General features: G+C 68.5%; 24 protein-coding genes and 1 pseudogene. 17 read left to right on the top strand and 8 right to left on the bottom strand.

Annotated features, from left to right (window positions below):
• Positions 1-2: 2 nt before the first annotated feature.
• Together SK854_RS39480 and SK854_RS39475 are read left to right on the top strand one after the other, a co-directional pair.
• Positions 3-761, top strand: a complete 759-nt coding sequence (locus tag SK854_RS39480; protein WP_319980250.1) for an SDR family oxidoreductase — start codon at positions 3-5, stop codon at positions 759-761.
• A pseudogene (locus SK854_RS39475) lies at positions 716-1,111 on the top strand (HIT family protein); the annotation flags it as partial. The gene SK854_RS39480 and the pseudogene SK854_RS39475, both read left to right, overlap by 46 nt.
• Before the next feature lie 90 nt (positions 1,112-1,201).
• Here SK854_RS39475 and SK854_RS39470 read toward each other — a convergent pair.
• The 3 genes from SK854_RS39470 to SK854_RS39460 are packed head-to-tail and all read right to left on the bottom strand — an operon-like array spanning position 1,202 to position 4,076.
• Positions 1,202-2,005, bottom strand: a complete 804-nt coding sequence (locus SK854_RS39470; RefSeq protein ID WP_319980249.1) for an ABC transporter permease — start codon at positions 2,003-2,005, stop codon at positions 1,202-1,204.
• Positions 2,002-3,006 carry an ABC transporter ATP-binding protein gene (locus SK854_RS39465; protein ID WP_319980248.1) on the bottom strand — a complete coding sequence of 335 codons (1,005 nt, stop codon included), beginning with the start codon at positions 3,004-3,006 and terminating at the stop codon, positions 2,002-2,004. Before SK854_RS39465 ends, SK854_RS39470 begins: the two co-directional genes overlap by 4 nt.
• A complete protein-coding gene (locus SK854_RS39460) occupies positions 3,003-4,076 on the bottom strand; it encodes a LolA family protein (RefSeq protein WP_319980247.1) in 1,074 nt (357 codons plus the stop codon). The genes SK854_RS39465 and SK854_RS39460 overlap by 4 nt, the downstream gene beginning before the upstream one ends.
• Positions 4,077-4,242: 166 nt before the next feature.
• Between SK854_RS39460 and SK854_RS39455 the strand changes: the two genes are divergently transcribed.
• Genes SK854_RS39455 through SK854_RS39445 form a run of 3 tightly spaced genes read left to right on the top strand, consistent with a single transcriptional unit; the run spans position 4,243 to position 6,983 of the window.
• A complete protein-coding gene (locus SK854_RS39455; protein ID WP_319980246.1) occupies positions 4,243-4,944 on the top strand; it encodes a response regulator transcription factor in 702 nt (233 codons plus the stop codon).
• On the top strand, positions 4,941-6,200 hold the full coding sequence (locus tag SK854_RS39450) for a sensor histidine kinase (RefSeq protein ID WP_319980245.1): 1,260 nt from the start codon (positions 4,941-4,943) through the stop codon (positions 6,198-6,200). The genes SK854_RS39455 and SK854_RS39450 overlap by 4 nt, the downstream gene beginning before the upstream one ends.
• A 9-nt stretch (positions 6,201-6,209) precedes the next feature.
• Entirely contained in the window at positions 6,210-6,983 is a 774-nt protein-coding gene (locus SK854_RS39445) for a (deoxy)nucleoside triphosphate pyrophosphohydrolase (protein WP_319980244.1), read from the top strand.
• On the opposite strand, the gene trpS is transcribed toward SK854_RS39445, so the two are convergent.
• Positions 6,976-7,899, bottom strand: coding sequence for a tryptophan--tRNA ligase (gene trpS / locus SK854_RS39440; RefSeq protein WP_319980243.1), 924 nt, complete (start codon positions 7,897-7,899; stop codon positions 6,976-6,978). The genes SK854_RS39445 and trpS overlap by 8 nt on opposite strands.
• Positions 7,900-8,082: 183 nt before the next feature.
• Here trpS and SK854_RS39435 point away from each other — a divergent pair, with 183 nt between their 5' ends.
• On the top strand, positions 8,083-8,385 hold the full coding sequence (locus SK854_RS39435) for a YciI family protein (RefSeq protein ID WP_319980242.1): 303 nt from the start codon (positions 8,083-8,085) through the stop codon (positions 8,383-8,385).
• Here SK854_RS39435 and SK854_RS39430 read toward each other — a convergent pair.
• Complete coding sequence (locus SK854_RS39430; protein ID WP_319980241.1) at positions 8,382-8,984, bottom strand: S41 family peptidase; 603 nt, start codon at positions 8,982-8,984, stop codon at positions 8,382-8,384. The genes SK854_RS39435 and SK854_RS39430 overlap by 4 nt on opposite strands.
• Before the next feature lie 545 nt (positions 8,985-9,529).
• Complete coding sequence (locus SK854_RS39425) at positions 9,530-9,685, bottom strand: hypothetical protein (protein WP_319980240.1); 156 nt, start codon at positions 9,683-9,685, stop codon at positions 9,530-9,532.
• 165 nt (positions 9,686-9,850) lie between these two features.
• Here SK854_RS39425 and typA point away from each other — a divergent pair, with 165 nt between their 5' ends.
• From typA to SK854_RS39380, 9 genes are all read left to right on the top strand, one after another.
• Positions 9,851-11,746, top strand: coding sequence for a translational GTPase TypA (gene typA, locus SK854_RS39420; RefSeq protein ID WP_319980239.1), 1,896 nt, complete (start codon positions 9,851-9,853; stop codon positions 11,744-11,746).
• Positions 11,747-12,097: 351 nt separating this feature from the next.
• Positions 12,098-13,762: an ABC transporter family substrate-binding protein gene (locus tag SK854_RS39415; RefSeq protein WP_319980238.1), complete on the top strand. Its 1,665-nt coding sequence runs from the start codon at positions 12,098-12,100 to the stop codon at positions 13,760-13,762.
• 302 nt (positions 13,763-14,064) lie between these two features.
• Positions 14,065-15,843 (top strand): ABC transporter family substrate-binding protein, encoded by a 1,779-nt coding sequence (locus SK854_RS39410; RefSeq protein WP_319980237.1) that lies wholly within the window; start codon positions 14,065-14,067, stop codon positions 15,841-15,843.
• 102 nt (positions 15,844-15,945) lie between these two features.
• The gene (locus tag SK854_RS39405; protein ID WP_319980236.1) at positions 15,946-16,944 is read left to right on the top strand and encodes an ABC transporter permease; all 999 of its coding nucleotides are present in this window, start codon (positions 15,946-15,948) and stop codon (positions 16,942-16,944) included.
• Positions 16,937-17,869, top strand: a complete 933-nt coding sequence (locus SK854_RS39400) for an ABC transporter permease (RefSeq protein WP_406601883.1) — start codon at positions 16,937-16,939, stop codon at positions 17,867-17,869. The genes SK854_RS39405 and SK854_RS39400 overlap by 8 nt, the downstream gene beginning before the upstream one ends.
• On the top strand, positions 17,869-19,041 hold the full coding sequence (locus tag SK854_RS39395) for an ABC transporter ATP-binding protein (protein WP_319980235.1): 1,173 nt from the start codon (positions 17,869-17,871) through the stop codon (positions 19,039-19,041). The genes SK854_RS39400 and SK854_RS39395 overlap by 1 nt, the downstream gene beginning before the upstream one ends.
• Positions 19,038-20,030 (top strand): ABC transporter ATP-binding protein, encoded by a 993-nt coding sequence (locus SK854_RS39390; RefSeq protein WP_093602475.1) that lies wholly within the window; start codon positions 19,038-19,040, stop codon positions 20,028-20,030. Before SK854_RS39395 ends, SK854_RS39390 begins: the two co-directional genes overlap by 4 nt.
• A 77-nt stretch (positions 20,031-20,107) precedes the next feature.
• On the top strand, positions 20,108-20,944 hold the full coding sequence (gene mshB / locus SK854_RS39385; protein WP_319980234.1) for an N-acetyl-1-D-myo-inositol-2-amino-2-deoxy-alpha-D-glucopyranoside deacetylase: 837 nt from the start codon (positions 20,108-20,110) through the stop codon (positions 20,942-20,944).
• The gene (locus SK854_RS39380; RefSeq protein ID WP_319980233.1) at positions 20,934-21,368 is read left to right on the top strand and encodes a hypothetical protein; all 435 of its coding nucleotides are present in this window, start codon (positions 20,934-20,936) and stop codon (positions 21,366-21,368) included. The genes mshB and SK854_RS39380 overlap by 11 nt, the downstream gene beginning before the upstream one ends.
• On the opposite strand, the gene SK854_RS39375 is transcribed toward SK854_RS39380, so the two are convergent.
• The gene (locus SK854_RS39375) at positions 21,344-22,057 is read right to left on the bottom strand and encodes a GNAT family N-acetyltransferase (RefSeq protein WP_455032269.1); all 714 of its coding nucleotides are present in this window, start codon (positions 22,055-22,057) and stop codon (positions 21,344-21,346) included. The two genes, SK854_RS39380 and SK854_RS39375, sit on opposite strands and share 25 nt — an antisense overlap.
• 161 nt (positions 22,058-22,218) lie before the next feature.
• Here SK854_RS39375 and fdxA point away from each other — a divergent pair, with 161 nt between their 5' ends.
• Both fdxA and dapC read left to right on the top strand, forming a co-directional pair.
• Positions 22,219-22,545 carry a ferredoxin gene (fdxA, locus tag SK854_RS39370; protein ID WP_030480843.1) on the top strand — a complete coding sequence of 109 codons (327 nt, stop codon included), beginning with the start codon at positions 22,219-22,221 and terminating at the stop codon, positions 22,543-22,545.
• Positions 22,546-22,547: 2 nt separating this feature from the next.
• Positions 22,548-23,639 (top strand): succinyldiaminopimelate transaminase, encoded by a 1,092-nt coding sequence (dapC, locus tag SK854_RS39365; RefSeq protein ID WP_319980376.1) that lies wholly within the window; start codon positions 22,548-22,550, stop codon positions 23,637-23,639.
• On the opposite strand, the gene SK854_RS39360 is transcribed toward dapC, so the two are convergent.
• Entirely contained in the window at positions 23,629-24,534 is a 906-nt protein-coding gene (locus SK854_RS39360) for a hypothetical protein (protein WP_319980231.1), read from the bottom strand. The genes dapC and SK854_RS39360 overlap by 11 nt on opposite strands.
• Positions 24,535-24,561: the final 27 nt, after the last annotated feature.

Genomic DNA, 24,561 nt, shown 5'->3' with positions numbered 1-24,561 from the left:
CTATGGGATCTCTCGAAGGACGAGTCGCGCTGGTCACGGGCGTGAGCAGGCGCCAGGGCATCGGGTACGCGATCGCACAGCGGCTGGCAGGGCTGGGCGCGGACCTGTTCGTGCAGCACCACGTCGCGCACGACGCCGAGCGACCGTGGGGCGCGGATTCGATCGAGGACGTGATCGCGGGCATCGGCGGTCGCGTCGAGCACACCGGTGCCGACCTCGCCCTGCCGGACGCGCCCGACCGCCTCGTGGAGGCCGCGGTCGAGGCTTTCGGGCGCGTCGACGTGCTGGTGTGCAACCACGCGAGCAGCGGGCCCGACGGCGCGCTGGGCGAGCTGGACGCGGAGAAGATCGACGCGCACTACGCGGTGAACACGAGGTCGTCGATCCTGTTGGCGCAAGCGTTTGCCCGCCAGCACGACGGCGCACCGGGCGGCCGTGTCGTGTTCATGACGTCCGGGCAGAACCTCGGGCCGATGCCGGGCGAGATCGCCTACGCGGCGTCGAAGGGCGCGCTGGTGGGGATCATGTCGACGCTGTCGCACCAGCTGATCAGGCAGGGCATCACGGTCAACGCGGTGAACCCCGGCCCGACCGACACCGGTTACGCGGGCGAGGAGACGAGGGAGTGGGTGCGCGAACGCATGCCACTCGGCCGCTGGGGTCAGCCGGACGACGCCGCCCGGCTGATCTCCTGGCTCTGCACCGACGACGCCGAGTGGATCACCGGCCAGGTGATCAACAGCGAGGGCGGGTTCCGGTGACGATCAGCCACGCGCCGGACGGGTACGAGTGCCCGTTCTGCTTCCTGCTCGCCGGCGGGGAGACCGAGATCGACAGTCAGAGCGACGTCGTGCTGCGCACCGAGCGGGCCACGGCGTTCGTCGCGTCCGGGTGGTGGGCGAACAACCGCGGTCACGTCATCGTGATCCCCAACGCCCACCACGAGAACATCTACGACCTGCCCGCCGAATACGGCCACGCCGTGCACGACGTCGTTCGCGAGATCGCCGTCGCCATGCGGGAGGCGTACGGCTGCGAGGGGATCTCCACCCGTCAGCACAACGAGCCCGCCGGTGGCCAGGACGCGTGGCACTTCCACGTCCACGTCATCCCCCGGTACCACGGCGACGACCTCCACGGGTCGAAGCCGCTACCGGGATTCGCCACCGGCGAGCAACGCCGGCCTTACGCGGACAAGCTGCTAGCTGTCCTTCGTGACCAGGCGGATGGCCGCCAGGCCGGTGCCGATCAGCAGGTAGCACCCGGCGAGCAACGTGCTGTCGCCGATCTGCCCCAACGGGATCGGGTCGCGCATCACGTCTATCAACCCCGGGAAGCCCGTGGTGATCAGGAACGGGTGCAGCCAGTCCAGTGAGCTGAACTGCCCCAGCACCTGGAACACGATGATCGTCACCATGGTCGCCGCCTGCACCACCAGCGGGTGCTCGGTGGCGGACGAGACGGCGAGGGCGACCGCGCCGATCGACACCATCTGGAACGTCACCAGCAGGATGAACAGACCGATGCGCAGCAGGCCCTCTCCGGTCGAGAGGGTGGTGCCGGACAGCGTCGCCATGCCGTCGGAACCGAGGAACGCGGTGCCGGCGATGATGCCGACGACGGCCATCAGCGTGACGGCGAGCAACGACATCGCGGTGAGCCCGAACAGCTTCACGAACAGCAGCCGCACGCGGGACACGGGCGCGACCAGCAGGCCGCGCAACGTGCCGTGCTGGGCCTCGCCCGCGAGTCCGTCCGCCGCCCAGATCGACGCCACCAGCGGCAGCAACAGGTTGAGCGACAGGAACAACGTGAAGATCGGCACGACCATGCCGTTGCCCTCGATGATCGCGGCGAGCCCCGGCCCGCCGCCACCCTCGTCGCCTGCCGTCCAGATGCCGAAGCTGATGATGATCGGCACCAGGACCAGGCCGAACAACCCGATGAGGGTCCGCGGCCTGCGCAGCATCCAGCGCACCTCGGAACCGAACTGACGCGTGATCATCGCCGTCCCCCGTCCAGAGTGTCCACAGCGGACATTCCGCGCTCGGCCTCCTCGGCCTCGGTGAGCCGGGCGAACAGCTCCTCCAGGCCCGTCTTCCAGCGCGTCGCCTCGTAGACCTGGGCGCCTCCGTGCACGAGCGTCTCGATCACCTGCGGCGCGCTCGTCCCCGCGAGCTCGACCCGCAGGCCGTCACCGAGCGGCCGGGCGGAGATCTTGGCCTGCCGCAACGCGCTCAGCGCCTTCTCCACGTCCGGTGTGATCACCTGGAGCGCCGATCCGCCCGCCTGCAGCAGTTCGGTCAGCTCTCCTTGCGCCACAACGGTTCCGCGGTGCAGCACGGCGACGTGCGTGCAGGTGGCCTCGACCTCGCTCAGCAGGTGGCTCGACACCAGCACCGTGCTGCCCGCCGCGTGGAGGTCCGCGATGATCTTGCGGATCTCCCGCGTGCCGGCCGGGTCGAGGCCGTTGGTCGGCTCGTCGAGGACGACGAGCTTGCGCGGCACGAGCAACGCCGCGGCCAGGCCGAGACGCTGCTTCATGCCGAGCGAGTACCCCCGGTACCTGCGGTGGGCCGCCTGCGCGAGCCCGACGCGTTCGATCGCGTCCTCGACCGCCTGCTTGATCTGCTTCTTGGGCAGCAGAGGCTCGAACGCGGCACACCTGACGAGGTTCTCCCGCCCGCTCAGGAACGGGTGGAACCCCGGACCCTCGACCAGCGCGCCGACGTGCGGCAGCACCTGCTCGGCTCCGTCGGGAAGACGTTGACCGAGCAGTTCGATCTCCCCCTGCGTGGGGCGGACCAACCCGAGCAGCATCCGGATCGTGGTCGTCTTGCCGGACCCGTTGGGCCCGAGCATGCCGAGCACGGCACCTTCCGGCAGCTCGAGGTCGACGCGGTCCACGGCGACCGTGCTCCCGTACTCCTTGCGCAGACCCTTGGTCCGCGCGGCGACAGCGTGTTTCGACGGCGCTGTCACCGGCGCGCTGGTCGAGGTGGTCACTTCACCTGTCCGATCGTGTCGAACAGCACCTGTTCGGGCACGGCGCCCGCGACAACGCGGCCGTCGTCCGCGATCAGGATCGTGGCGACCTTCGTGTTGAAGATCTTGCCGCTACCCCAGGCGCCGCTCACCTTCTTGGTGAACCGGTCGACCATGCCCTGCGCCTCTGCGGGCACCTGGGTCATGGCCTCCGCCGGAATCCTCGCGCCGACGACGGTGTCCCAGCCGGTGCCGAAGATCTGCGGGTGCTCACCCTGAAGCGCCTGCTCGATGCCCATCTCGGGCATGCGGTCGCGGCCCTTCTCCTCCTTGGCCTCCGGCGTGGTGACCTTGGCGTTGGCGGGCGGCGTGAACTCGAACAGCTTCGAGTCCTGCGGGCCGACGTTGATCTCGCTGAAGCCGACCAGGCCGACCGGCTCGCTCGTGCCGTTGGTCAGAACGGCGACGCGCAGCGGCATCTTGAGCTCGGAGTCGACCGCGATCCGCACCTCGCGGATCAGGGTCTTCTCGCTGGCCTTCGGGGTCAGCACGAGCTCGTAGGCGGCACGGTTCGCGACCCGCGCGGTGCCGTCGACGCTGATGTCGCTGAACTCCTTGGTCAGCCCGACGACCTGCTTGGCCGCCGCGGCCGGGTCCACGGTCTCGGCCTTCTCGGTGTCCGGCTTCGGCTGGTCTGCCTTGTGCTCGGACTTGGTGACCTCGTTGTCGGCGGAGTTCCACGACCACGTGGTCGTGCCGTCGTCGACGATGGTCTGCTCGGACTGGCCGTTCGGCAGGGCGGCGCGGAACTTGCCGTTGCCGTCCGTCCAGATCCGCGCGCTGTGCTTGCCGTCGGCGAGCTGCGGGATCTCGGCGATCGACGGGAGACCGAGCTTGTTGTCGACCTCCACGGTTCCGCCGAACGCACTCGGGTTGCTCGTCAGCACCTGCTCGACGAGCGTCTCCGCGGAGACGTCCGGCAGGGACGGCGGCTGGCCCGCACCCGCCGGCATGGCGAGCAGGCTCAGGCCTGTCGCACCGGTGATCACTCCGGCCGCCGCAGCGGCCAGGGTCACCTTTCGCTTGTTCATCAGTGGTCCCCTCCTCCAAGGGTTGTACTCATAGCTTGGTGGTGGGTTGCTGAGATGGTGCTGAGACTACTCCCACCTGCGGTTTTGTGCCTGCCGCAGAACGATTTCTGAGAGTCGGCTGAGATCTTGCGCGCGGCTGAGAGCCGTGCGCGTCATGCTGTGACCCGTGAAGCCTCGAGTGCTGGTCGTGGACGACGAAGTCGGCGTACGTCGCGCGTTGGAGCGCGGGTTGTCGGCGGAGGGCATGGAGGTCGTCACCGCCTCCGACGGGCCCACGGCGTTGCGGGTGGCGTTGACCGGGGCCTTCGACGTGGTGCTGCTCGACATCATGCTGCCCGGCCTGTCCGGGTACCGGATCCTGCAGCGCATGCGGGCCGACGGGGTGCGCACGCCCGTGCTGATGGTGTCGGCGAAGGACGGCGAGGTCGACCAGGCGGACGGGCTGGATCTCGGCGCCGACGGGTACCTGGTCAAGCCGTTCAGCTTCGTGGTGCTGGTCGCGCAGGTCAGGGCGTTGCTGCGACGCGGCGGCGGGGCTCGCCGGAGGCTGACGCTGGGCCAGCTGGTGATCGACCGCGGCCTGCGCGAGGTCACCTGGGCCGGGCAGGACGTGTCGCTGTCGCCGCGTGAGTACGCGGTGCTCGACGTGCTGGCGTCGCGGGCGGGGTCCGTGGTGACCAAGGACGAGCTGCTGCGGACCGTCTGGGGAGACGAGCAGGCAGCCACCCGCAACGCGGTCGAGGTCTACGTGGGGTACCTCCGGCGCAAGCTCGACGCCGTGGGGGCCGGCGAGGTCGTGCGGACGATTCGCGGGCACGGGTACATCGCGTCGACTCCGGACCTGGACAACGCGTTGGGCAACAAGTGAACCCTCGCCGCTGGTGGTTGCGGCGCACGTTGCGCTTCCGCATCACCGTGGTGGCCACGGGGGTGGCGTTGCTGTGCCTGCTGGCGTTCACCGGGCTGGCGCCGGCGTTGATCGGGCTGATCCAGATCACGGCGGTGGACCAGGAGTTGGAGAAGTCGCCGCCGCGGGTGCTCGACGTGTCCGGGACGCCGGTGGACGGTCAGCCGCCGCTTCCGTTGACAGCTCAGGACATCCGGGCCCTGAGGTCCGGCGAGCCGGTGCTGCGGATGGACGGGGAGTCCGCGCTCAGGTTCCGGGGACAGGTGGTGTTCTCCGGGGACGGGACGCCTCGCCTGGAGGTCTACGCGAGCACGTTGCTCGGCTACGGCAAGGCCAACACGCTCGGCACGCGCTGGCTGGCCGTCGCGGCGGTGCTGGTGGCGGGGCTGGTGGGGATCGCGACCTGGCTGTCGGTGCGGTCGTCGTTGCGGCCGGTCGAACGGATGCGGGTCGCGGCGGCGGAGTTGCCGCACGGGGAACGGTTGCCGGTGCCGCTCGCGCGGGACGAGCTGCAGGCTCTGGCCGAGGCGTTGAACGCGTTGCTGGCCAGGCGCGACGAGGCGTCGGACCGGTTGCGGCGGTTCACGGGCGACGCGGCGCACGAGCTGAGGTCGCCGGTCGCGTCGGTGCGGGCGCAGGCCGAGGTCGCCGTGGCGCATCCGGATCCGGACTTCTCGATCGAGGTGCTGGAGTCCGTGGTCGAGGAGTCGATCCGGCTCAGCGCGCTGGTGGAGTCGTTGCTGATCCTGGCGCGGGCGGACACCGGGGCACCGCCGCGGGCAGAAGCGGTGGACCTCGTGCTGGAGGCCGAGTCGGCGATCTCCCGGCTGGACACCGACCTGCTGGTCCGGCTGACCGCGCCGCCGTCGGCGTGCCTGGTGTCGGCCACGCGGTCCGAGGTCGAGCTGGTGCTGGACAACCTGCTGCGCAACGCCGCCCGGTACGCGTACTCGACGATCACGCTGACGCTGGTGCCGGTCGGGCGGGACGTGCGGTTGCTCGTGGACGACGACGGGCACGGGATTCCCGCCGAGCACCGGACGAAGGTGTTCGACCGGTTCTACCGGGTCGAGGAGGACCGCGGGCGCCGCTCCGGCGGGTTCGGTCTCGGGCTCGCGCTGGTGGCGCATCTCGTCGGGCGGCGGCGTGGATCCGTCCGTGCCGCGGAGTCACCTGCCGGTGGTGCGCGTTTGGAGATCCGCTGGCCGTCCTGGTAGCAAGCTCTGGTGCCAGAGTTGCGAGCGTCGGCGCTGGTCGACGCGCCTGTTGCCGCTGTTGCGGGTGCCCTGTTGGACACGTCGCTGATCACGGGGTTCGGGGTCGGGGTCCCGGGTCCCCTGCTGTGTCTCGGCGATGTGCTCGTCGGGCCGTTCGGGGTCCGGCTGACGGTCACCCGTGCTGATCTGTCCGGTGTGTCGGCCGCGGGCGATTTCCTGGAGCTGCACACGGATCTCGTGGCCACCGGTGCCGGGACGATGGTGATCGACCGGGTGAGCTGGACCTCCGTGCGCGGCGTCGTCGGGCGGTTCGCGGACATGACGGTCGGGCGCGGAATGGCGTTGCGGGTGCTGGAGAAGCGCTCGGCGCTGCTCGCGCGGCGGTGCGAGGAGCTGCGGACTGCGCGGGTCGTGGTGGGGGCCGCGATCGTCCGGGATGGACGGTTGCTGGCGCAGCAGCGGTCCTACCCGGAAAGCCATGCGGGACAGTGGGAACTGCCCGGCGGCCGGGTCGAGCCCGGTGAGAAGCCCGCGGACGCGTTGGTGCGCGAATGCGTGGAAGAACTCGGTGCGACGATCGTCGTCGGTGAGCACATCGGGCCGGACGTGCCGTTGAAGAAGGACATGGTGCTGCGCATCTTCGCGGCTGAGCTCGCCGACGGTGAGCCGGAAGCGCTGGAGCACAACGCTGTCCGGTGGCTCACCGCCGGCGAGCTGGCCGGCCTGGACTGGCTGCCGGCGGACCGGGTGCTGGTGCCGGCCCTTCAGCAGCTCCTCAACTGAGTCCGGACAGGCGCAGGGCCGCGTTCAGCCGGTGCTGGGCGCGGTCGCGGGCCCGTTCCGCGCCTGCCTCCCTGATCCTGTCCAGTTCGGCCGGGTCGGCGAGGAGCTCCAGCGTGCGGTCGCGTACTGGCTTGAGCTCTTCGATCACCGCTTCGGCCACGACGTCCTTGAGGTCGGAGAACCTGCTCGTGTAGTCCTCCGGCTCCTTCCCGGTGCAGGAGCTGAGGATCTCGGTCAGGTTCGCGATGCCGTCGGTGGACGAGACGGCCCTGCGGACCTTGCGCCGCACCAGGTCCGGCGCGTCGAGCACGAAGACGACGCCCGCGGAGTTCTGCGCCGACTTGTCCATCTTGCGCGCCGGATCCGAGAGGTCCTTGATGCGCGCCCCCACCTTCGGCACCACCGCGGTCGGCACGATGAACGCGTCGCCGTAGGCGTGGTTGAAGCGCCGGGCGAGCGCGCGGGCCAGTTCGACGTGCTGGAGCTGGTCCTCGCCGACCGGGACCTCCGCGGTGCCCTGCAACAGGATGTCCGCGGCCATCAGCACCGGATAGGTCAGCAGGCTCAGCCGCACCGACTCCCGTCCCAGTGACTTCTCCTTGAACTGGATCATGCGCGCGGCCTCGCCGTAGGTGCAGGTGCACTCCAGCACCCAGTTCAGCGCCCCCAGTTCACGGATCAGGTCGCTCTGCACGCACACGCTCGCCGGGTCGATGCCGGACGCGATGAGCACGGCGAGCTGTTCGCGCGTCAGGGATCGCAGACGTTGCGGATTGTGCGACGACGTCATCGCGTGCAGGTCGCTGATGAAGTACACGTCCTCGTGGGTGCCCTCACGAGCCCACGTGCGCAGCGCACCCAGGTAGTTGCCCAACGTGGGCTGGCCCGACGGGGTGATGGCGGAGAGACGGATCATTTTGCTGGTCCTTCCGTTCGAAGGACCGCCCCGGACGAACGCATCAAAAAAGCCGCCCGTGGGGGCGGCCTGTGTGTGCGTCAGCGGTGATGTCCGCGCGCAGCTACTCCGGCCGCCTGAAGGCGGCCCACCAGAAGGCGTTCAGAGTGCGCACGTCGCCCAGTATAGGGCTACCGTCGAAGGATGTTCATCGTGCTGCTGAAGTACGCCGCGCCACTGGAACAGATCGACTACGCCCTGCCCGACCACCGAGCCTGGGTCGAGAAGCAGTACGAGCGGGGCCTGTTCCTCGCTTCGGGGCGTCAGGTGTCGAGGACGGGCGGCGTGATCATCACGCGGCCCATGCCCCGGGGCAAGCTCGAGGCGCTGCTCGCCACGGACCCGTGGGCCGAGCAGAAACTGGTGAAGTACGAGATCTGCGAGTTCGAGGCGACTCGGACGGCGCCGGAACTCGTGAAGCTGAACGAGGCCGTGCTCCAGCACTAGGCCTGCTGGGCGAGCCAGGCGATCGCGGTGTCGAGCACGCGATCGTGGGTGCCGTCTGGGTTCGTCGCGTGCTCGTGCGGGGCGATCGGCTCGTTGCCGTACGTCCGGCCGGTGCGGTCGGCCATGTACGCGGTCGTGATCGCGAGCCGCGAGCCGTCTTCGAGCTTGAACGTCTGGTTCGCCGTCGCGTAGCCGGCCGTCGGTTCGCCGAAGGTCCGGACGTTGCGCGCGCCCAGGAACGAGATCAGCACCGCCTCGCCCGAACTCGCGGTGTGGCGGTCGGTGAGCACCGCCACCGGTTCGGTGCGCGCGGCCGGGACCCTTCGCCACCGGAACGCCGTGTTGCCGCCGTTGTAGACGTGCCCGCGGCGGACACCCCAGCTCGTCGGGTCGCCGTCCGGGCCGATGAACCTGCCCCTCTCGCCCTCGCCGAGCAGCGGGGCGACCACCGTGAGCATCGGGTGCATGTCGCCGCCCCGGTTGCCGCGCAGGTCCACCACCCAACCGGTCGGTCGGCCCGCGATCAGGCCGCGCAGCACGGTCAGGCCGGCGGTGACGTACGCCCTGCCGTTGCGGGAGTCGGTCTCGGGCAGAAGCAACCATCCGGTCGGTCCAGGTAACCGGCTGGTTGGTTCGAGCAACCGTCCAGTTGACCCAGGCAACCGACCGGTTGGTCCAGGTGACCGGCTGGTTGGCTCGGCTGACGGACCGGTTGGTCGAGGTGCCTGACTGGTCGGCCCGGTTAACCGACCGGTTGGTCCAGGTAACTGACTGGTCGGTCCGGCTGACCGACCGGTTGGTTCAGGTAACTGACTGGTCGGTCCGGCTGACCGACCGGTTGGTTCAGGTAACTGACCGGTTGGCTCAGGTGACCGACCGGTTGGTTCGATCAACCGACCAGTCGGGACGGTTCTCCGCGCAGACGAGGCCGCGCGCTGGGCCGTGATCAGGTGGGTGTGCGGGTTGCCGAGGGTGGCGATCACGTGACGGATCGCTTCACAGGTGCCCTCGGGCCCGTTCGCCGAGGCGATGGCGACGTGAGCTTCGGCACGCAAGGCGGGCCAGTCGGCCTTCGCGCTCTCGATCGAGTGACGCTGGAGAAGTTCCAGCGCCCTGTCCAGATGCGCACGGGCCTCGGCGGTGCTCAAGCGGCCTTCTTCAACGCCTTCTTGCCGGCCTTCGCAGCCTTCTTGGCAGCCTTCTTGCGGGCCTTGTCACGCTCCTTGAGCAGGAACGGGACCGGACAGCGCTTGCACTGGGGCTTCGACCGGCAGCACTTCTTCTTGAGCTTCTTACCCACTGGTTGCACTCCACTCCGACACGTTTGGTTAGAGTAGGTGAGGCTCACTTCACTGGCAGTCTTGTGTGGTAATGGCGACGCAGCCGGTAGTATCGGAAACGGCTGTGCGCATCGACGTGTCTGGCGCGAGCCCCTCCAACGCCTTCGAAGCTCTAGGAGTTCCGCGTGCCCACGGCCACCGCGTCTGCCCTTCAGACGCGAACTGACCTGCGAAACGTCGCGATCGTCGCGCACGTCGACCACGGTAAGACCACCCTGGTTGACGCCATGCTGCGCCAGTCCGGCGCCTTCTCCGCGCGTGCCGAACTCGTCGACCGGGTCATGGACTCCGGCGAGCTCGAGCGCGAAAAAGGCATCACGATCCTCGCCAAGAACACGGCTGTGCGCAGGCACACACCGGACGGCGACGTGATCATCAACGTGGTCGACACCCCCGGCCACGCCGACTTCGGCGGTGAGGTCGAGCGCGCGCTGTCGATGGTCGACGGCGTCGTCCTGCTGGTCGACGCGTCCGAGGGCCCGCTGCCCCAGACGCGCTTCGTGCTGCGCAAGACGCTCGCGGCCGGCCTGCCGGTGATCCTGCTGGTCAACAAGGTCGACCGTCCCGACGCCCGGATCTCCGAGGTCGTCGAGGAAGCCCACGACCTGCTGCTCGACCTCGCGACCGAGGTGGGCGCCGACGAGTCCGTGCTGGACCTGCCGGTCGTCTTCGCCTCTGCGCGCGCCGGTCGTGCGTCGCTGAACCAGCCCGAGGACGGCGGCCAGCCGGACGAGGAGAACCTGGACGTCCTGTTCCAGGTGCTGCTCGACCACATCCCCGCGCCGCACGTCGACGTGAACGGGCCGCTGCAGGCGCTGGTCACGAACCTCGACGCCTCGACGTTCCTCGGCCGCATCGCGCTGTGCCGCATCCACCGGGGCACGATGCGCAAGGGTGAGACCGTCGCCTGGTGCCGCGAGGACGGCGAGCCGGTCAAGGTCCGCATCACCGAGCTGCTCATCGCCGAGGCGCTGGACCGCGTCCCGGCCGAGTTCGCCCGTGCGGGTGACCTGGTCGCCATCGCCGGCATCTCGGACATCACCATCGGTGACACGCTGGCCGACGCCGAGACCCCCGAGGCGCTGCCCCGGATCACGGTCGACCAGCCGGCCATCTCGATGACCGTCGGTGTGAACACCTCGCCGCTGGCCGGTCGCAACGGCGGCACGAAGCTCACCGCCCGCGTGCTCAAGGCGCGTCTCGACGCCGAACTCGTCGGCAACGTGTCCGTGAAGGTGCTCCCGACCGAGCGCCCGGACACCTGGGAGGTGCAGGGCCGCGGCGAGCTGGCGCTGGCCATCCTGGTCGAGCAGATGCGCCGCGAGGGCTTCGAGCTCACCGTGGGCAAGCCGCAGGTGGTCACGCACACGGTCGACGGCAAGATCCACGAGCCGTTCGAGCGCCTGTCCGTCGACTGCCCCGAGGAGCACCTCGGCGCCGTCACGCAGCTGCTGGCCAACCGCAAGGGCCGCATGGAGAACATGTCGGGCCACGGCACGGGCCGCATCAAGCTCGACTACGTCGTTCCGTCGCGTGGCCTCATCGGCTTCCGCACGGAGTTCCTCACCGAGACCCGCGGCACCGGCATCGCGAACGCCGTCTCCGAGGGTTACGCCCCGTGGGCCGGCGAGATCCGCACCCGCCACAACGGTTCCCTGGTCGCCGACCGCACCGGCTCCATCACCGCCTACGCGATGATCCAGCTGGCCGACCGCGGCACCTTCTTCGTGGAGCCGGGCGCCGACGCCTACGAGGGCATGGTCGTGGGCGAGAACCCGCGCGCCGAGGACCTCGACGTCAACATCACCCGTGAGAAGAAGCTCACGAACATGCGCTCCTCCACGGCCGACGTGATGGAGACCCTGGCCCGCCCCCGCAAGCTCTCGCTGGAGGAGGCGCTGGAGTTCTGCGCGTCCGACGAGTGCGTGGAGGTGGCCCCGGAGGTCATCCGCGTCCGCAAGGTCACGCTGGACGCGAACCTGCGCGGCCGCGAGCGCTCGCGTCTCAAGGCGCGCGGCTGAGCACGACGCTGACATAACGCCCGACAGGGGCGGCTGGGCCGCGATGGCCTGGCCGCCCTTTGTCATGTGCAGGGCCGTGTGGGTGCCCGCGTGAGCGTGTTGGCGCTCGCGCCGGGGTTCCTGACCGAAGCCCCACGCGTAGTCGTCCGCCAACGCCGCGTCACACCGGCGCTGGAAGGGTTTCGCCGCCTCGACCGCACGGTATCCAGGTCGAACCACCCGACCAGGTGAGCCGTAGTACCCACCGGGCGAGCAACCCCGCGACCGCGCGCCACGTCCCTTTCAGTGGCACGGGTGACAAATCCTGGGTTGCCCGAACGCCACCACCAACCTTCTGGCAATGTGAGGACCATGAGGCGACTCGGGGGAGTGCTTGCTGCTGCCGTTCTGTGCGGCACAGCCGCGGCGTGCACGAACGCGCCTCCGCCGCCCCTGGTCGCGAAGTCCGAGGCGCCTGTCATCACGACCACCGGGCCCAAGGTCACCGAGATCGTGGTGGGCGTGGACGACGTGGCCGGTGGTTACAACCCGCACGCCCTCGCGGCGCAGAGTCCCATCACGACGGCACTGAGTTCGTTGTTGCTGCCCAGTCCCTTCCGGCCAGGCAACGACGGCGCTCCGCAGCTCGACCGGAACCTCATGGTGAGCGCGAAGGTCACCAAGGCAGAGCCGTTCACGGTCACCTACACGATTCGCAAGGACGCCAGCTGGTCGGACAGCGCTCCCATCGCCGCCGAGGACTTCTACTACCTCTGGCAGCGTATGCGGACGGAACCCGGTGTTGTGGATCCGGCGGGTTACCGGCTCATCAACAACATCAGCGCGCGCGAGGGCGGCAAGGTCGTCGAGGTCGCGTTCGGCAAGCCGTTCCCGGGGTGGCGAAGCCTCTTCTCGAACCTGTTGCCCGCGCACCTGCTCAAGGACGCGCCCGGTACGTGGTCGAACGTGCTGTCCACCGGCTTTCCCGCCACCGCGGGGCCTTTCCAGATGCGCAGCCTCGACGAGCCGCGCGGTGAGGTCGTGCTCGAACGCAGCGACCGGTACTGGGAGACGCCGACGACGCTCGACCGGGTCGTCATCCGCCGGGCCACGCACAGCGCCATGGCCGAGTCACTGTCCAAAGGCGACAACCAGGCCGCGCTTCTCAGGGCTGACGCGGCGGACGTGAACCTGTTCCAGACGATCAAGGACGTCGCCACGAAACCCGTGCCGCGCAACGAGGTCGTGCAGGTGCTGCTGCGGCCCGTGAGCGAGCAGCTCAAGGACGTCAAGACGCGCAAGGCGATCGTGGCCTCGCTCGATCGTGAGGCGCTCATCGCGTCCGGGACGCAGAGCGGGCCGAGCACGCCGTTCCGGGCCGACTCGTACGTGGTGCCGCCCAGTCGCGCGGGGTACGTGAAGACGATCACCGCGAACACGCTCGACGCGGCGGCGAGCGACCAGCTGCTGACCGAGGCCGGGTACGTGAAGGCCGGCACCGAGTGGCAGAAGTCCGGCAAGGCGCTCAAGCTCCGGATCGCGGCGCCGGAGAAGGTCGAGCCGTACGCCGCCATCGCGAACCGGATCAAGGCTCAGCTGAAGGACCGGGGCATCGACTCCGAGGTCGTCACGCCCCCTGCCGAGGACCTCTTCAGCAAGCAGCTGACCGAGAAGGACATCGACATCGCCGTCGTCCCGCGGGTGGACGCGGGCGACTCGGCGGCGGCGCTCGCGAGCGAGTACGGGTGTGCCGGTGACGCTCCGGACGGGGCGACGCCCAGCCCGCAGAACATCGCCGGCTTCTGCGACCCGGCGATCCAGGCCGACATCGACGCCGCGCTCAACGGCAAGACGTTGGTGTCCGACGTGCTGGCCCGCGTCGAGCCGTTGATCGCGGCTCAGGCCGTTTCGGTACCGCTGTTCCAGATCGTCGATCTGCTCGGAGTTCTGCCGTCGGCGGTTTCAGGTGTCGACACCGGGGCACCCCTGGCGGGCGTGCTCAGCGGTGCACCCGAATGGCGGCGTCTCGACAAGTAGCCGACGGGTGGGAAATCGCGTTGCGCGAATCCTTTGCGCGTTGCTACTTTCGGCCGTTCTCGTTGACAGAATTCCGCGCGCCCGGTCAACGAACGCTGGCGCCCGGTAATCGGGCCATCGCGGCCTGCAACAACCTGTTTCCATTGGGTCACGATCCCCCTCTCAGGTAGTGACCACCACCTCCACGGGTTCTTACCGTGCTGCCCACGATGTGCCGGTTCGGGGCGCGTATGGCACATCACGGTTATGGGCGTGCATGCCGACCTGGCAGCGGCCGCCCAGTGCTAGGAGGGCACGTGTCGATGAGGAGATCCAAAGCACTTCCGGCGATCGCGCTGGTTGCCAGCGCGTCTCTCGTGCTGGGTGCCTGTGGTGGCGGTGGCGGGACCAGCGACGCTGACGGTGGCGACGCCACGGTCGCGGAGATGGCGACGGCTCGCGGTGAGTCCGCGGACGGCTACACCGCGCCGGATACGAAGCAGAGCGACCAGGTCGTCGTGTCGACCGACAAGCCGTTCACTTCGTACAACAACGCGACGGAGGACGCCAACCAGTCCTACAACACGTTCGCGTTGACGCTCGTGCAGCCTGGCGTGCACATCATCAACGGCAACAACAAGGTCATCCTGAACAAGGACACCACGGAGTCGATCGAGGTCACCTCGAAGTCTCCGCAGGTCGTGACCTGGAAGTTGAAGAAGGGCGTCACCTGGTCCGACGGCGAGGCCTGGGACTGCGACGACATCTACATGGCGTGGTTCACCCAGTCGAACTCGGCGAAGAAGGCCGACGGCGCCAAGTTCTTCAAGCCGGCCGGCACCACCGGGTACGACCTGATGACCGGTGAGTGCAAGGACGACCAGACGTTCGTCGGCACGTTCTCGGCTCCGTACCCGGACTACGAGGACATGTTCAACAACGATGTCCTCCCGGCGCACATTCTCGAGAAGAACACCGGCGTCGCCGACATCACCAAGGTGAACAAGGACACCGCCGCCGCTGACATCCAGAAGATCGCTGACTTCTGGAACGAGAAGTGGAACGGTTTCACCAAGGACCTCATGCCGGGCGCGGGCCCCTACGTCCTGACCGGCTTCGAGCCGAACCAGTCGGTGACCCTGGAGCGCAACGCCAAGTGGTCCGGCAAGCCCGGTGGTCCCGCGAAGATCGTCCTGAAGGCGATCCCGGACCCCGTCGCGCAGGCACAGGCGCTGGAGAACGGCGAGCTCGCCGTCAACTCCTTCGCGCAGCCGGACGCGAACGCGGCCACGAAGCTCAAGGGCCTCAACGCCCAGGGCGTGACGTTCGGCGCGGGCCCCGGCCTGTCGTTCGAGCACCTCGACATCCAGATGAAGAACCCGGTGCTGGCCAAGGAGGAGATCCGCAAGGCCTTCTTCATGTGCGTCAAGCGCCAGGACATCATCGACAAGCTCATCAGCGAGGTCCAGTCCGACGCCAAGCCGATGGGCAGCCTGGTCTTCTTCCCGACGGACGAGGGCTACAAGGACGTCTACGCGGACAAGGCCAAGGGTGACGCGACCGAGTCGAAGAAGATCCTGACCGACGCCGGCTGGGCGCAGGGTGCCGACGGCGTGTTCGCGAAGGACGGCGTCCGCGCCTCCTTCCGGATCAGCCACACCGACATCCCGCGTCGCAAGCAGACCGTCGAGCTGATCCAGGGCCAGTGCAAGGACGCCGGCATCGAGGTCAAGGACGACACCGACCCGAACTTCCTCGACGAGCGCGTCTCCGCGGGTGACTACGACGTCGCCCTGTTCGCGTGGTCCAGCTCGCCGTTCAAGGGCGGCAAGAAGTCGATCTACGAGACCGGTGGTGGCCAGAACTGGCAGAACCTGACCGTGCCGAAGGCCGACGAGGCCATGAAGCAGGCCGTCTCGCAGACGTCGATCTCCGACGCGCTGAAGTACTGGTCGGAGGCCGACCAGGCCCTGGCCGGTGCGTACGGTTCGCTCCCGCTGTTCCAGATGCCGAACATGTGGGCCTTCAAGGGTCTCGACCGCGTGTACTTCCAGAGCTACTACGGCGCGCTGTGGAACGCCAACGAGTGGCAGACCAAGTAATTCGCCTTAGCTCATCAGCTGAAGTGCGCAACGCCTGACCGGGCGGGGCCGGACCACGAGTCCGGCCCCGCCCGAGCCGGGTTGCCCCCTAGGAGCCCGCCCGTGATCCGCTACATCATCCGGCGCCTGCTGATCTCCATACCCATCCTGCTGATCGGCAGCTTCGCCTGTTACGTCCTCGTCGCGACCGCCGGAAACCCGTTGGCGGAAATGCGATTCCGGCCCGGTGTCACCGAGGCCGACATCAAGGCCGCGGAAATCGCGCTGGGCCTGGACCAGCCCGTGATCGTCCGCTACTGGAACTGGCTCACCGACTTCCTGTCGGGAGACTGGGGCCAGAGCATCGCCCTCGGTCAGGCCAAGACCGCTGTCTTCCCGGCCGTCACCGACGCGCTGTGGACCACCGGACGCCTCGTCATCGGCGCCGAGCTTCTCGCTCTCACACTGGGTGTCTCGGTCGGCGTGCTCGCCGCCGTGCGCCAGTACTCGATCTTCGACTACCTCGCCACCAGCACCGCGTTCCTCATGTTCTCGATGCCGATCTTCTGCGTCGCGGTCATCGTGAAGAACTACGGCATCCAGTTCAACAACGTCCTGGAGTCGATGGGGCTGGACCGCTGGCTCACCACCGCGGGCCCCCGGCCGGGTGGCTTCAGCGGCAGCTTCGGTGAAGTGATCTTCAAGTACACCGGCACGTTCCTGCTTCCGACGCTCGCGCTGATGCTGATCAGCTTCGCCGCGTACAGCCGGTTCGAACGCGCCTCGATGCTGGAGATCCTGCACTCGGACTTCGTGCGCACCGCGCGGGCGAAGGGCATCTCGCAGGGCCGCGTGATCTTCAAGCACGCGTTCCGCAACGCGCTGATCCCCGTCGCCACGCTGTTCTCGCTGAACTTCGGGGCCGTGCTGTCCGGCGCGATCATCACCGAGACCGTGTTCGGCTGGTCCGGAATGGGCACGTTGCTGGTGAACTCCGTGCGGCAGTTCGACCCGCCCATGCTGATGGGTTGGCTCGCGGTCACAGCGACCCTGATCGTGCTGTTCAACCTCTTCGCCGACATCGTGTACGGCGTCCTCGACCCTAGGATTCGCCTTGGCTAACATCAACCTGGCGTCCGAGGGCGGCGTGGTGAACAGCGCTCCCCAGTCGGACTCCCACGAGTTCGACGCCTCCAAGACCCGCACACAGGGCCAACTCGTCCTGCGGCGCTTCCTGCGCCATCGGCTCGCGATGGTGAGCCTCGGCGTGTTCATCTTCCTCGTGCTGTTCGCGTTCCTCGGGCCGTTCATCTGGACGTACGACTACGAGGATGTGACCAGCAAGTCCTATCAGCCGATGAGCGGCACCCACCCGCTCGGCACCACCCAGGTCGGCAAGGACATGCTCGCGCTGCTCATGCGCGGCACCGGCTACTCGCTGCAGATCGCCCTGATCGTGGCCGCGCTGGCGACCGCGATCGGCGTGATCTTCGGTGCCCTGGCGGGATATCTGCGCGGTTTCGTCGACACGGCGCTGATGCGCCTGGTCGACCTGCTGCTGATCATCCCGCAGATCGCGGTCGCCGCGATCGTCGTGAAGGGGTTCTCCGGCAGCTGGTACGTGGTCGCGCTGGTGCTCGCCGCCTTCGCCTGGATGCAGATCGCCCGCATCACGCGCGGTGAGACGCTTTCCCTGGCGCAGCGGGAGTTCATCGAGGCGGCGCGGGCCTGTGGCGCCTCGACCTCGCGGATCATCTTCAAGCACCTCGTGCCGAACATGATCGGCAGCATCACCGTCAACGCCACGCTGGCGATCGCGTCCGCGGTGCTCACCGAGGCCGCGCTGTCGTTCCTGGGACTGGGCGTCCAGCCCCCGGACACCTCGCTCGGCGTGATCGTGCTGGAGAACTACGGGCAGTTCATGAACCGGCCGTGGCTGTTCTGGGGTCCGTTCATCGTTCTCGTGTCGCTTTCGCTGGCCGTCAACTTCATCGGTGACGGTCTGCGCGACGCGTTCGACCCGAGGCAGACGAAGGTGCGTGCCTGATGACCACTGTTTCCGAACTGTCGGAGGACTTCCTGCCCTCCAACACCACCGCACCGCTGCTGTCGGTCAAGGACCTGTCGGTCACCTTCCCGACCGACGACGGTGACGTCCGCGCCGTGCGCAACGTCTCGTTCGACCTCAACGCCGGCGACGTGCTCGGCATCGTCGGCGAGTCGGGCTCCGGCAAGTCCGTGTCCTCCATGGCGATCATGGGCCTGCTGCCCCGCAACGCGGTCATCGACGGCTCGATCCGCTACCGCGGCGAGGAGCTGAACGGCCGCAGCTACAAGCAGATGCAGCCGTTCCGCAGCAAGCACATCTCGATGATCTTCCAGGACCCGATGACGTCGCTGAACCCCGTCTACACCGTGGGGTGGCAGCTCGCCGAGACCTATCGCGCGCACCACAACGTCTCCAAGAAGGCGGCGTGGGCCAAGGCGGTCGAGTCACTGGAACTGGTCGGCATCCCGCAGCCGGACAAGCGTGCGAGCCAGTACCCGCACGAGTTCTCCGGCGGCATGCGGCAGCGCGTGGTGATCGCGATGGCGATCATCAACGACCCCAGCGTGATCATCGCCGACGAGCCGACCACCGCGCTCGACGTGACGGTGCAGGCGCAGATCCTCGACACCATGCTGCGCATCCAGACCGAGACCGACGCGGCGATCGTCATGATCACGCACGACCTCGGCGTGGTCGCGGGCATGGTCAACCGCGTGCAGGTGATGTACGGCGGCACCGTGGTCGAGTCCGGCCCGGTCGACGACGTCTTCGAACGGCCGCGGATGCCCTACACGGTGGGACTTCTGGGTTCGGTCCCGAACCCGGCCACCCTGGGCAAGCGGCTCACCCCGATCAAGGGCGCGCCGCCCTCACTGGTGAACCTGCCGACCGGCTGCTCGTTCTCGCCGCGCTGCCCGCTCGTCACCGACGTGTGCCACGAGTGGGAACCGCTGCTGGAGGAGGCCGGCGCCGCGAACCACACGACGCGGTGCCACCGCTGGGAGCACCTGGCGACGTTCGAACAGCCGCAGAAGCTGTTCCTGCACGACGAGATCGGCACGGTGGAGAACCCGGCCGCGTTCGCCGCGGCCAACCCCGACGAGTCGCTCGAAGTGACGGCCGTGCACGGTTCTCTGATCACCGAACTGAAGGATGAGGAGGCGAAGTGACCGCGCCACTGCTGGAGGTCACCGACCTCGTCAAGGAATTCCCCGTGCGGGGCAAGGGCATCATCCCGCGCAACACCGGTTCGGTGCAGGCCGTGTCCGGGGTGTCGTTCACGCTGCACCCCGGTGAGACGCTCGGCCTCGTCGGCGAGTCCGGTTGCGGCAAGTCCACGACCGGGCGCGCGATCCTGCAGCTGCACAAGCCGACCTCGGGCTCGGTGAAGTTCGAGGGCCGCGAGCTGACGTCCATGAGCGCCAAGCAGTTGCGGCCGCTGCGCAAGGACATCCAGATCGTCTTCCAGGACCCGTACGCGTCGCTGAACCCCAAGTGGCAGGTCAACGACATCATCGCGGAACCGCTGGTGATCCACGGTGTCGAGGGCGGCGTGCAGCGGCGGGTCAACGAACTGATGGAGCTCGTGGGCCTGAACCCCGAGCACCGCAGCCGTTACGCGCACGAGTTCTCCGGCGGTCAGCGGCAGCGCATCGGCATCGCCCGCGCCCTGGCGCTCAACCCGAAGTTCCTGGTGCTGGACGAGCCGGTGTCCGCTTTGGACGTCTCGGTGCAGGCCGGTGTCGTGAACCTGCTGGAGGAACTGCAGGAACGGCTCGGGCTCGCGTACCTGTTCGTCGCGCACGACCTCTCGGTGGTGCGGCACATCTCCGACCGGGTCGCGGTCATGTACCTCGGCAAGATCATCGAGATGGGCGAGCGGGAAGCCATCTACGGCAAGCCGATGCACCCGTACACGCAGGCGTTGCTGTCCGCGGTGCCGATGCCGGACCCGAAGAAGGAACGCCAGCGGCAGCGGATCGTTCTGACGGGTGACGTGCCGTCGCCGGTCAACCCGCCGTCGGGGTGCCGCTTCCGCACCCGGTGCTGGAAGGCGCAGGACATCTGCGCCACCGAAGAACCGAAGCTGGAAAGGCGCGGCGGACCGGAGGGAACGCTGTCCGCCTGCCATTTCGCCGAGGAACGTTCGGTCGTTTAAGAGCCTCGCCGACCAAGTGAGATGTTTAGCAAAGGCCGCCTTTATCAACTGATGAGGGCGGCCTTTACTCTTTTCCGGTGACGCTGACTGCCCCACCACGGTTGCTCTTCGTGCACGCCCACCCGGACGACGAGAGTCTCTGGACCGGCGGCACCATCGCGCGCTACGCCTCGGCCGGCGCGCACGTCACGGTCGTCACCTGCACGCTGGGTGAAGAGGGCGAGATCATCCCGCCCGCGCTGGCGCACCTCGCCGCCGACGCCGCCGACCAGCTGGGCGGGTACCGAGTGGGCGAGCTGAGATCAGCCTGCGCCGCGCTCGGCGTGACGGACCACAGATTTCTCGGTGGCATCGGCCGCTGGCGCGACTCCGGCATGGTCGACGTGCCGTCCAACGCGAAGACGCGCGCGTTCGTCCAGGGATCGCTCGAAGACCAGACCGCCCAGCTGGTCGAGATCCTGCGCGAGGTCAAGCCGCAGGTCGTCGTGAGCTACGACGCGTTCGGCGGCTACGGCCACCCCGATCACATCCGCGCGCACGAGATCACGGTCGCCGCGTGCGCCCAGGTCTCCGAGGTCGAGCGGGTCTTCTACGCGGTGACGTCCCGCGACGCCACGAACGCCGGTGTGGCCGCGCTGGAGAACGTCCCCGAGGCGTTCCGGCTGCCCGAGCCCGGCGAGCTCCCGGTGACGCCGGATGAAGAGATCACAACGGTTGTCGACGTGTCGGAGCACCTGACGGCCAAGCGCCGCGCTTTGCGTGCACACTCGACGCAGGTCAGTGTGTGGGACGGCGGATACGCGTTGTCGAACGACATCGCGCAGCCGCTGGTCGGTGCCGAGTACTACGTGCTCGCGAAGGGCTCACCGGAGGGTGCGGCCACGGATCTTTTCGGAGGCCTGGGTGACCGGTAGCTGGCGAGTCGTCTTCCTGCTGCTCCTGTGCGTCGAGGCAGCAGCACTCGCCGTGCTGGAAACGATGTTCCTGCCCCTGCGCTTCGACGGCACGCTGCTGCCGAGGCTGGGGGACTGGCCGTTCCCGATCACCATCGTGGTGGCCGCCGTCACGACGCCGTTGCTGGTGTCGTGGGCGGCCTCGCTGTCCGAACGGGTCTTCACCGCCGCGCTGCCGCTGCTCGTGTGGTTCGCGACGCTGATGGTGTTCGGCTACTTCGAGCCCGGTTACGCCGCGGGCAGCCCCGTCCTGCTGCTGCAGGACTGGCGCGGGTTGTTGTTGCTCGCCGGTGGCGCGTTGACGGGTGCGGTGGCCGTGGGGGCCGTGATGGCGCGCAACGCGGCCAACCGGCCCGGCCTCTACGAGACCGCCGGGATCCAATAGCGGTAGCGGTGGTGCTCGGTGCAGCCGAGTTCCTCGTACAGCCGGATCGCCGGTTCGTTGTGCTCGGCGACCTGCAGCACGCACGTCGTGGCGCCCTGAGCGAGGCCCCAGCCGGCCAGCTCGCCCATGAGCCGCCGTGCGAGGCCCTGACGGCGATGTGACGGCCGCACGGCGAGCCGGGCGACGTGCAGGACGTCGTCGACCACGGCGCCTCGCACAGCCGCGATCACGACCCCGTCCTCGGTGATGGAGGCGAAGCAGACGTTGCCGCCGCTGCCGAGGACGTGCCGCTGGGCGGCGGAGACCTCGGATCCGGCCGTGAGCTCCCACCATCCGGGAACATCACGGCTCTCGGCTACGCCGTCGGCGAACTTCTCCAGCGGACCGGTCATCACCAGCGACTCCGCCCCGCCGGGGTGATCCAGATCGACGATCCAGCCCGCGGCGGCGAACTCGGGTTCCGGTGGTGAGCCCTTGATCACGTGGGCGGTGGGTTTGATGCCGTGCTCGCGGGCGAACCCTTGAGCGGCCCTCAACGCGTCCGGTATCGGCATACCGGGATCGCCGCAGGTCAACGTGCTGTTGGCGCGGCCGGTGAAGCCGTCGGCGGCACGCATCAACCAGTCTCCAAGCGGAACTTCTGCCAGGACGGGCCATGCTCGCGCGCAGAGTGATTCCAGGTGATCCACGGTGTGCACACGTCCATCCTGACTATGTTGGCGAGGGAGTTTCCGGTCAGGAGTTGTGACGTGGCACACCGCACAGCTAAGGCAAGCCTGACCGGGTGATACTCGAACGTGCCGCGTACTCTCCGGCTTGCGCGGTGTGACCGATGAAGTTGGAGAGCGCAGTGACTTATGTGATCGCCCAGCCGTGCGTGGACCTGCTCGACAAGGCCTGCATCGAAGAGTGCCCTGTCGACTGCATCTACGAAGGCGACCGGATGCTCTACATCCACCCCGACGAGTGTGTGGACTGTGGCGCGTGCGAACCCGTGTGCCCGGTGGAAGCCATCTACTACGAGGACGACGTCCCCGATGAGTGGAAGGACTACACCAAGGCGAACGTCGACTTCTTCAACGAGCTCGGCTCGCCCGGTGGCGCGTCGAAGGTCGGCAAGGTCAGCGCCGACCCGGAGTTCGTGAAGGTCCTCGCGCCGCAGGCCGAGGGGCATTGATCATCAACCGCAGGGGCCCGGCGCTGCCGGACTTCCCGTGGGACCTGTTGGCAGGCCACGCCGCCAAGGCGCGCAAGCACCCCGGTGGCGTGGTCGACCTGTCGGTCGGCACCCCTGTCGACCCGGTTCCCGCGGTGATCCAGTCCGCGTTGTCGTCGGTCGCCGACATCCCCGGCTACCCGACCACCCACGGCACTCCTGAGCTGCGCGCGGCCTTCGTCGCCGCGGTGGAGCGCCGGTACGGGATCGTCGGGGTCGCGGAGGCCGCGGTGCTGCCCACGATCGGCTCCAAGGAGCTCGTGGCGTGGCTGCCCACCCTGCTCGGTGTCGGGCCGGGTGACGTCGTCGCGGTGCCCGCCGTCGCGTACCCCACCTACGAGGTGGGCGCGCTGATGGCGGGGGCCGAGGTCGTGCGCCTGGCCGACGGGGAACCGCCGCCCGCCGGCACGAAGCTGGTGTGGCTGAACTCGCCGTCGAACCCGACCGGCCGAGTGCTGTCGGCCGAGCAGTTGCGTGCCGCCGTCGCCGCCGCACGCGCGGTCGGCGCGATCGTGGCGTCGGACGAGTGCTACCTCGCGCTGCCGTGGGACTCCGCGCCGGTGTCGGTGCTGCATCCGTCCGTTGTGGACTCCTTCGACGGTGTGCTCGCCGTGCACTCGTTGTCGAAGTCGTCGTCGCTCGCGGGCTACCGGGCCGGGTTCGTCACCGGCGACCCGGAGCTGATCGCGGGCCTGCTCGAACTGCGCAAGCACGCCGGCATGATCGTGCCGCGGCCGGTGCAGGAGGCCATGCGCGCCGCTCTCGAAGACGACGCGCACGTGGCCGAGCAGCGGTCCCGGTACCTGGCCCGGCGTGAGGTGCTCAAGCCCGCGCTGGAGGCGGCCGGGTTCACCGTGTCGCACTCCGAGGCGGGGCTCTACCTGTGGTCGTCGCGCGGTGAGGACGCCTGGGAGACGATCTCGTGGCTGGCCGATCGCGGCATCCTCGCGGCACCCGGCACGTTCTACGGACCGGCAGGCGAGAAGCACGTGCGAATCGCGCTCACGGCCACCGACGAGCGGATCGCCGCTGCTGTGGAACGCCTCAAGGCTTGAGGGCCGACCAGACCCTGCGGGTGAACTGGTTGGGCGGCACCGCGTCCGTCGTCAGACGCACGCTGGTGCTGATCTCCTCGCCGCTCAGGCCGAGGCCGAGCACGAGGTGCCAGTGCAGGTCCCAGAGGTCGGAGAACGCGTCCAGTTCCACGTCGGCGTCCGCGCTGACGTGGAGCACCGCCGGTTCCGCGACCCGCACGACGCGTTCGACCGCCCGCACGTCCCGCGTGTTGGTGCGGAAGCTGAACGCCAGGTCGACCGTCTCGCTGTCGAGCCCGTACGTCGCGTACGAGTGGCATCGGTGGTGCGGCAACGACAACGGCTGGTTCGTCTCCAGGTAGAGGTCGCCCTCGAACCGCAGCGTCGGCGAGTGCTGGCTCAGCGTCGCGCGGGCGCTGACGAACTCCCAGCCGGGCATGTCCAGCTTGGGCACCAGCAGTTCCAGCACCTCGCTGCGGCGCGCGGACCGAGTCCGTTCACCGGAGCGCCACGGGATCTCCCTGCTGTACGGCTCTTTCTTCGTGACGAAGACGTACGGCGCGTTGTCGGTCTGCAGGCTGAGCACGACGACCGTGCGGCCACGTGCCCAGTCGAACGCGACGGTGGTCAGACCCGGTGCCACGCCGTCGAAGTGGCTCTCGACCCGGGGCCACCAGCTCGACAGCTCCTCGGCCAGCGCACCTTTGACGTAGCGGCCCTTCTCGTCGACGCCGACGATCCACATGGCCTCCGACCCGCGCGCGGCGTTGCACAGCGCGGCGATCTGCCGGGCGGCCTTGCCGTGGTCGATCGGCCACTGCGTCTTGAACTCCACGAAGGAGTCCTCGGACTGGGCCCCCTCCAGGGCACGTTCGATCGCGGCGCGAGCGTTCAACTCAAGTCGCTGTTTCAGCACGTGCACCTCCTAGAGTTGGCAAGGGCC

This window comes from Lentzea sokolovensis (assembly GCF_033949975.1).
Lineage (GTDB): Bacteria > Actinomycetota > Actinomycetes > Mycobacteriales > Pseudonocardiaceae > Lentzea > Lentzea sokolovensis.
Note: the sequence above shows the minus strand (reverse complement) of the source record. Positions and strands in the feature narration are given on the sequence as shown.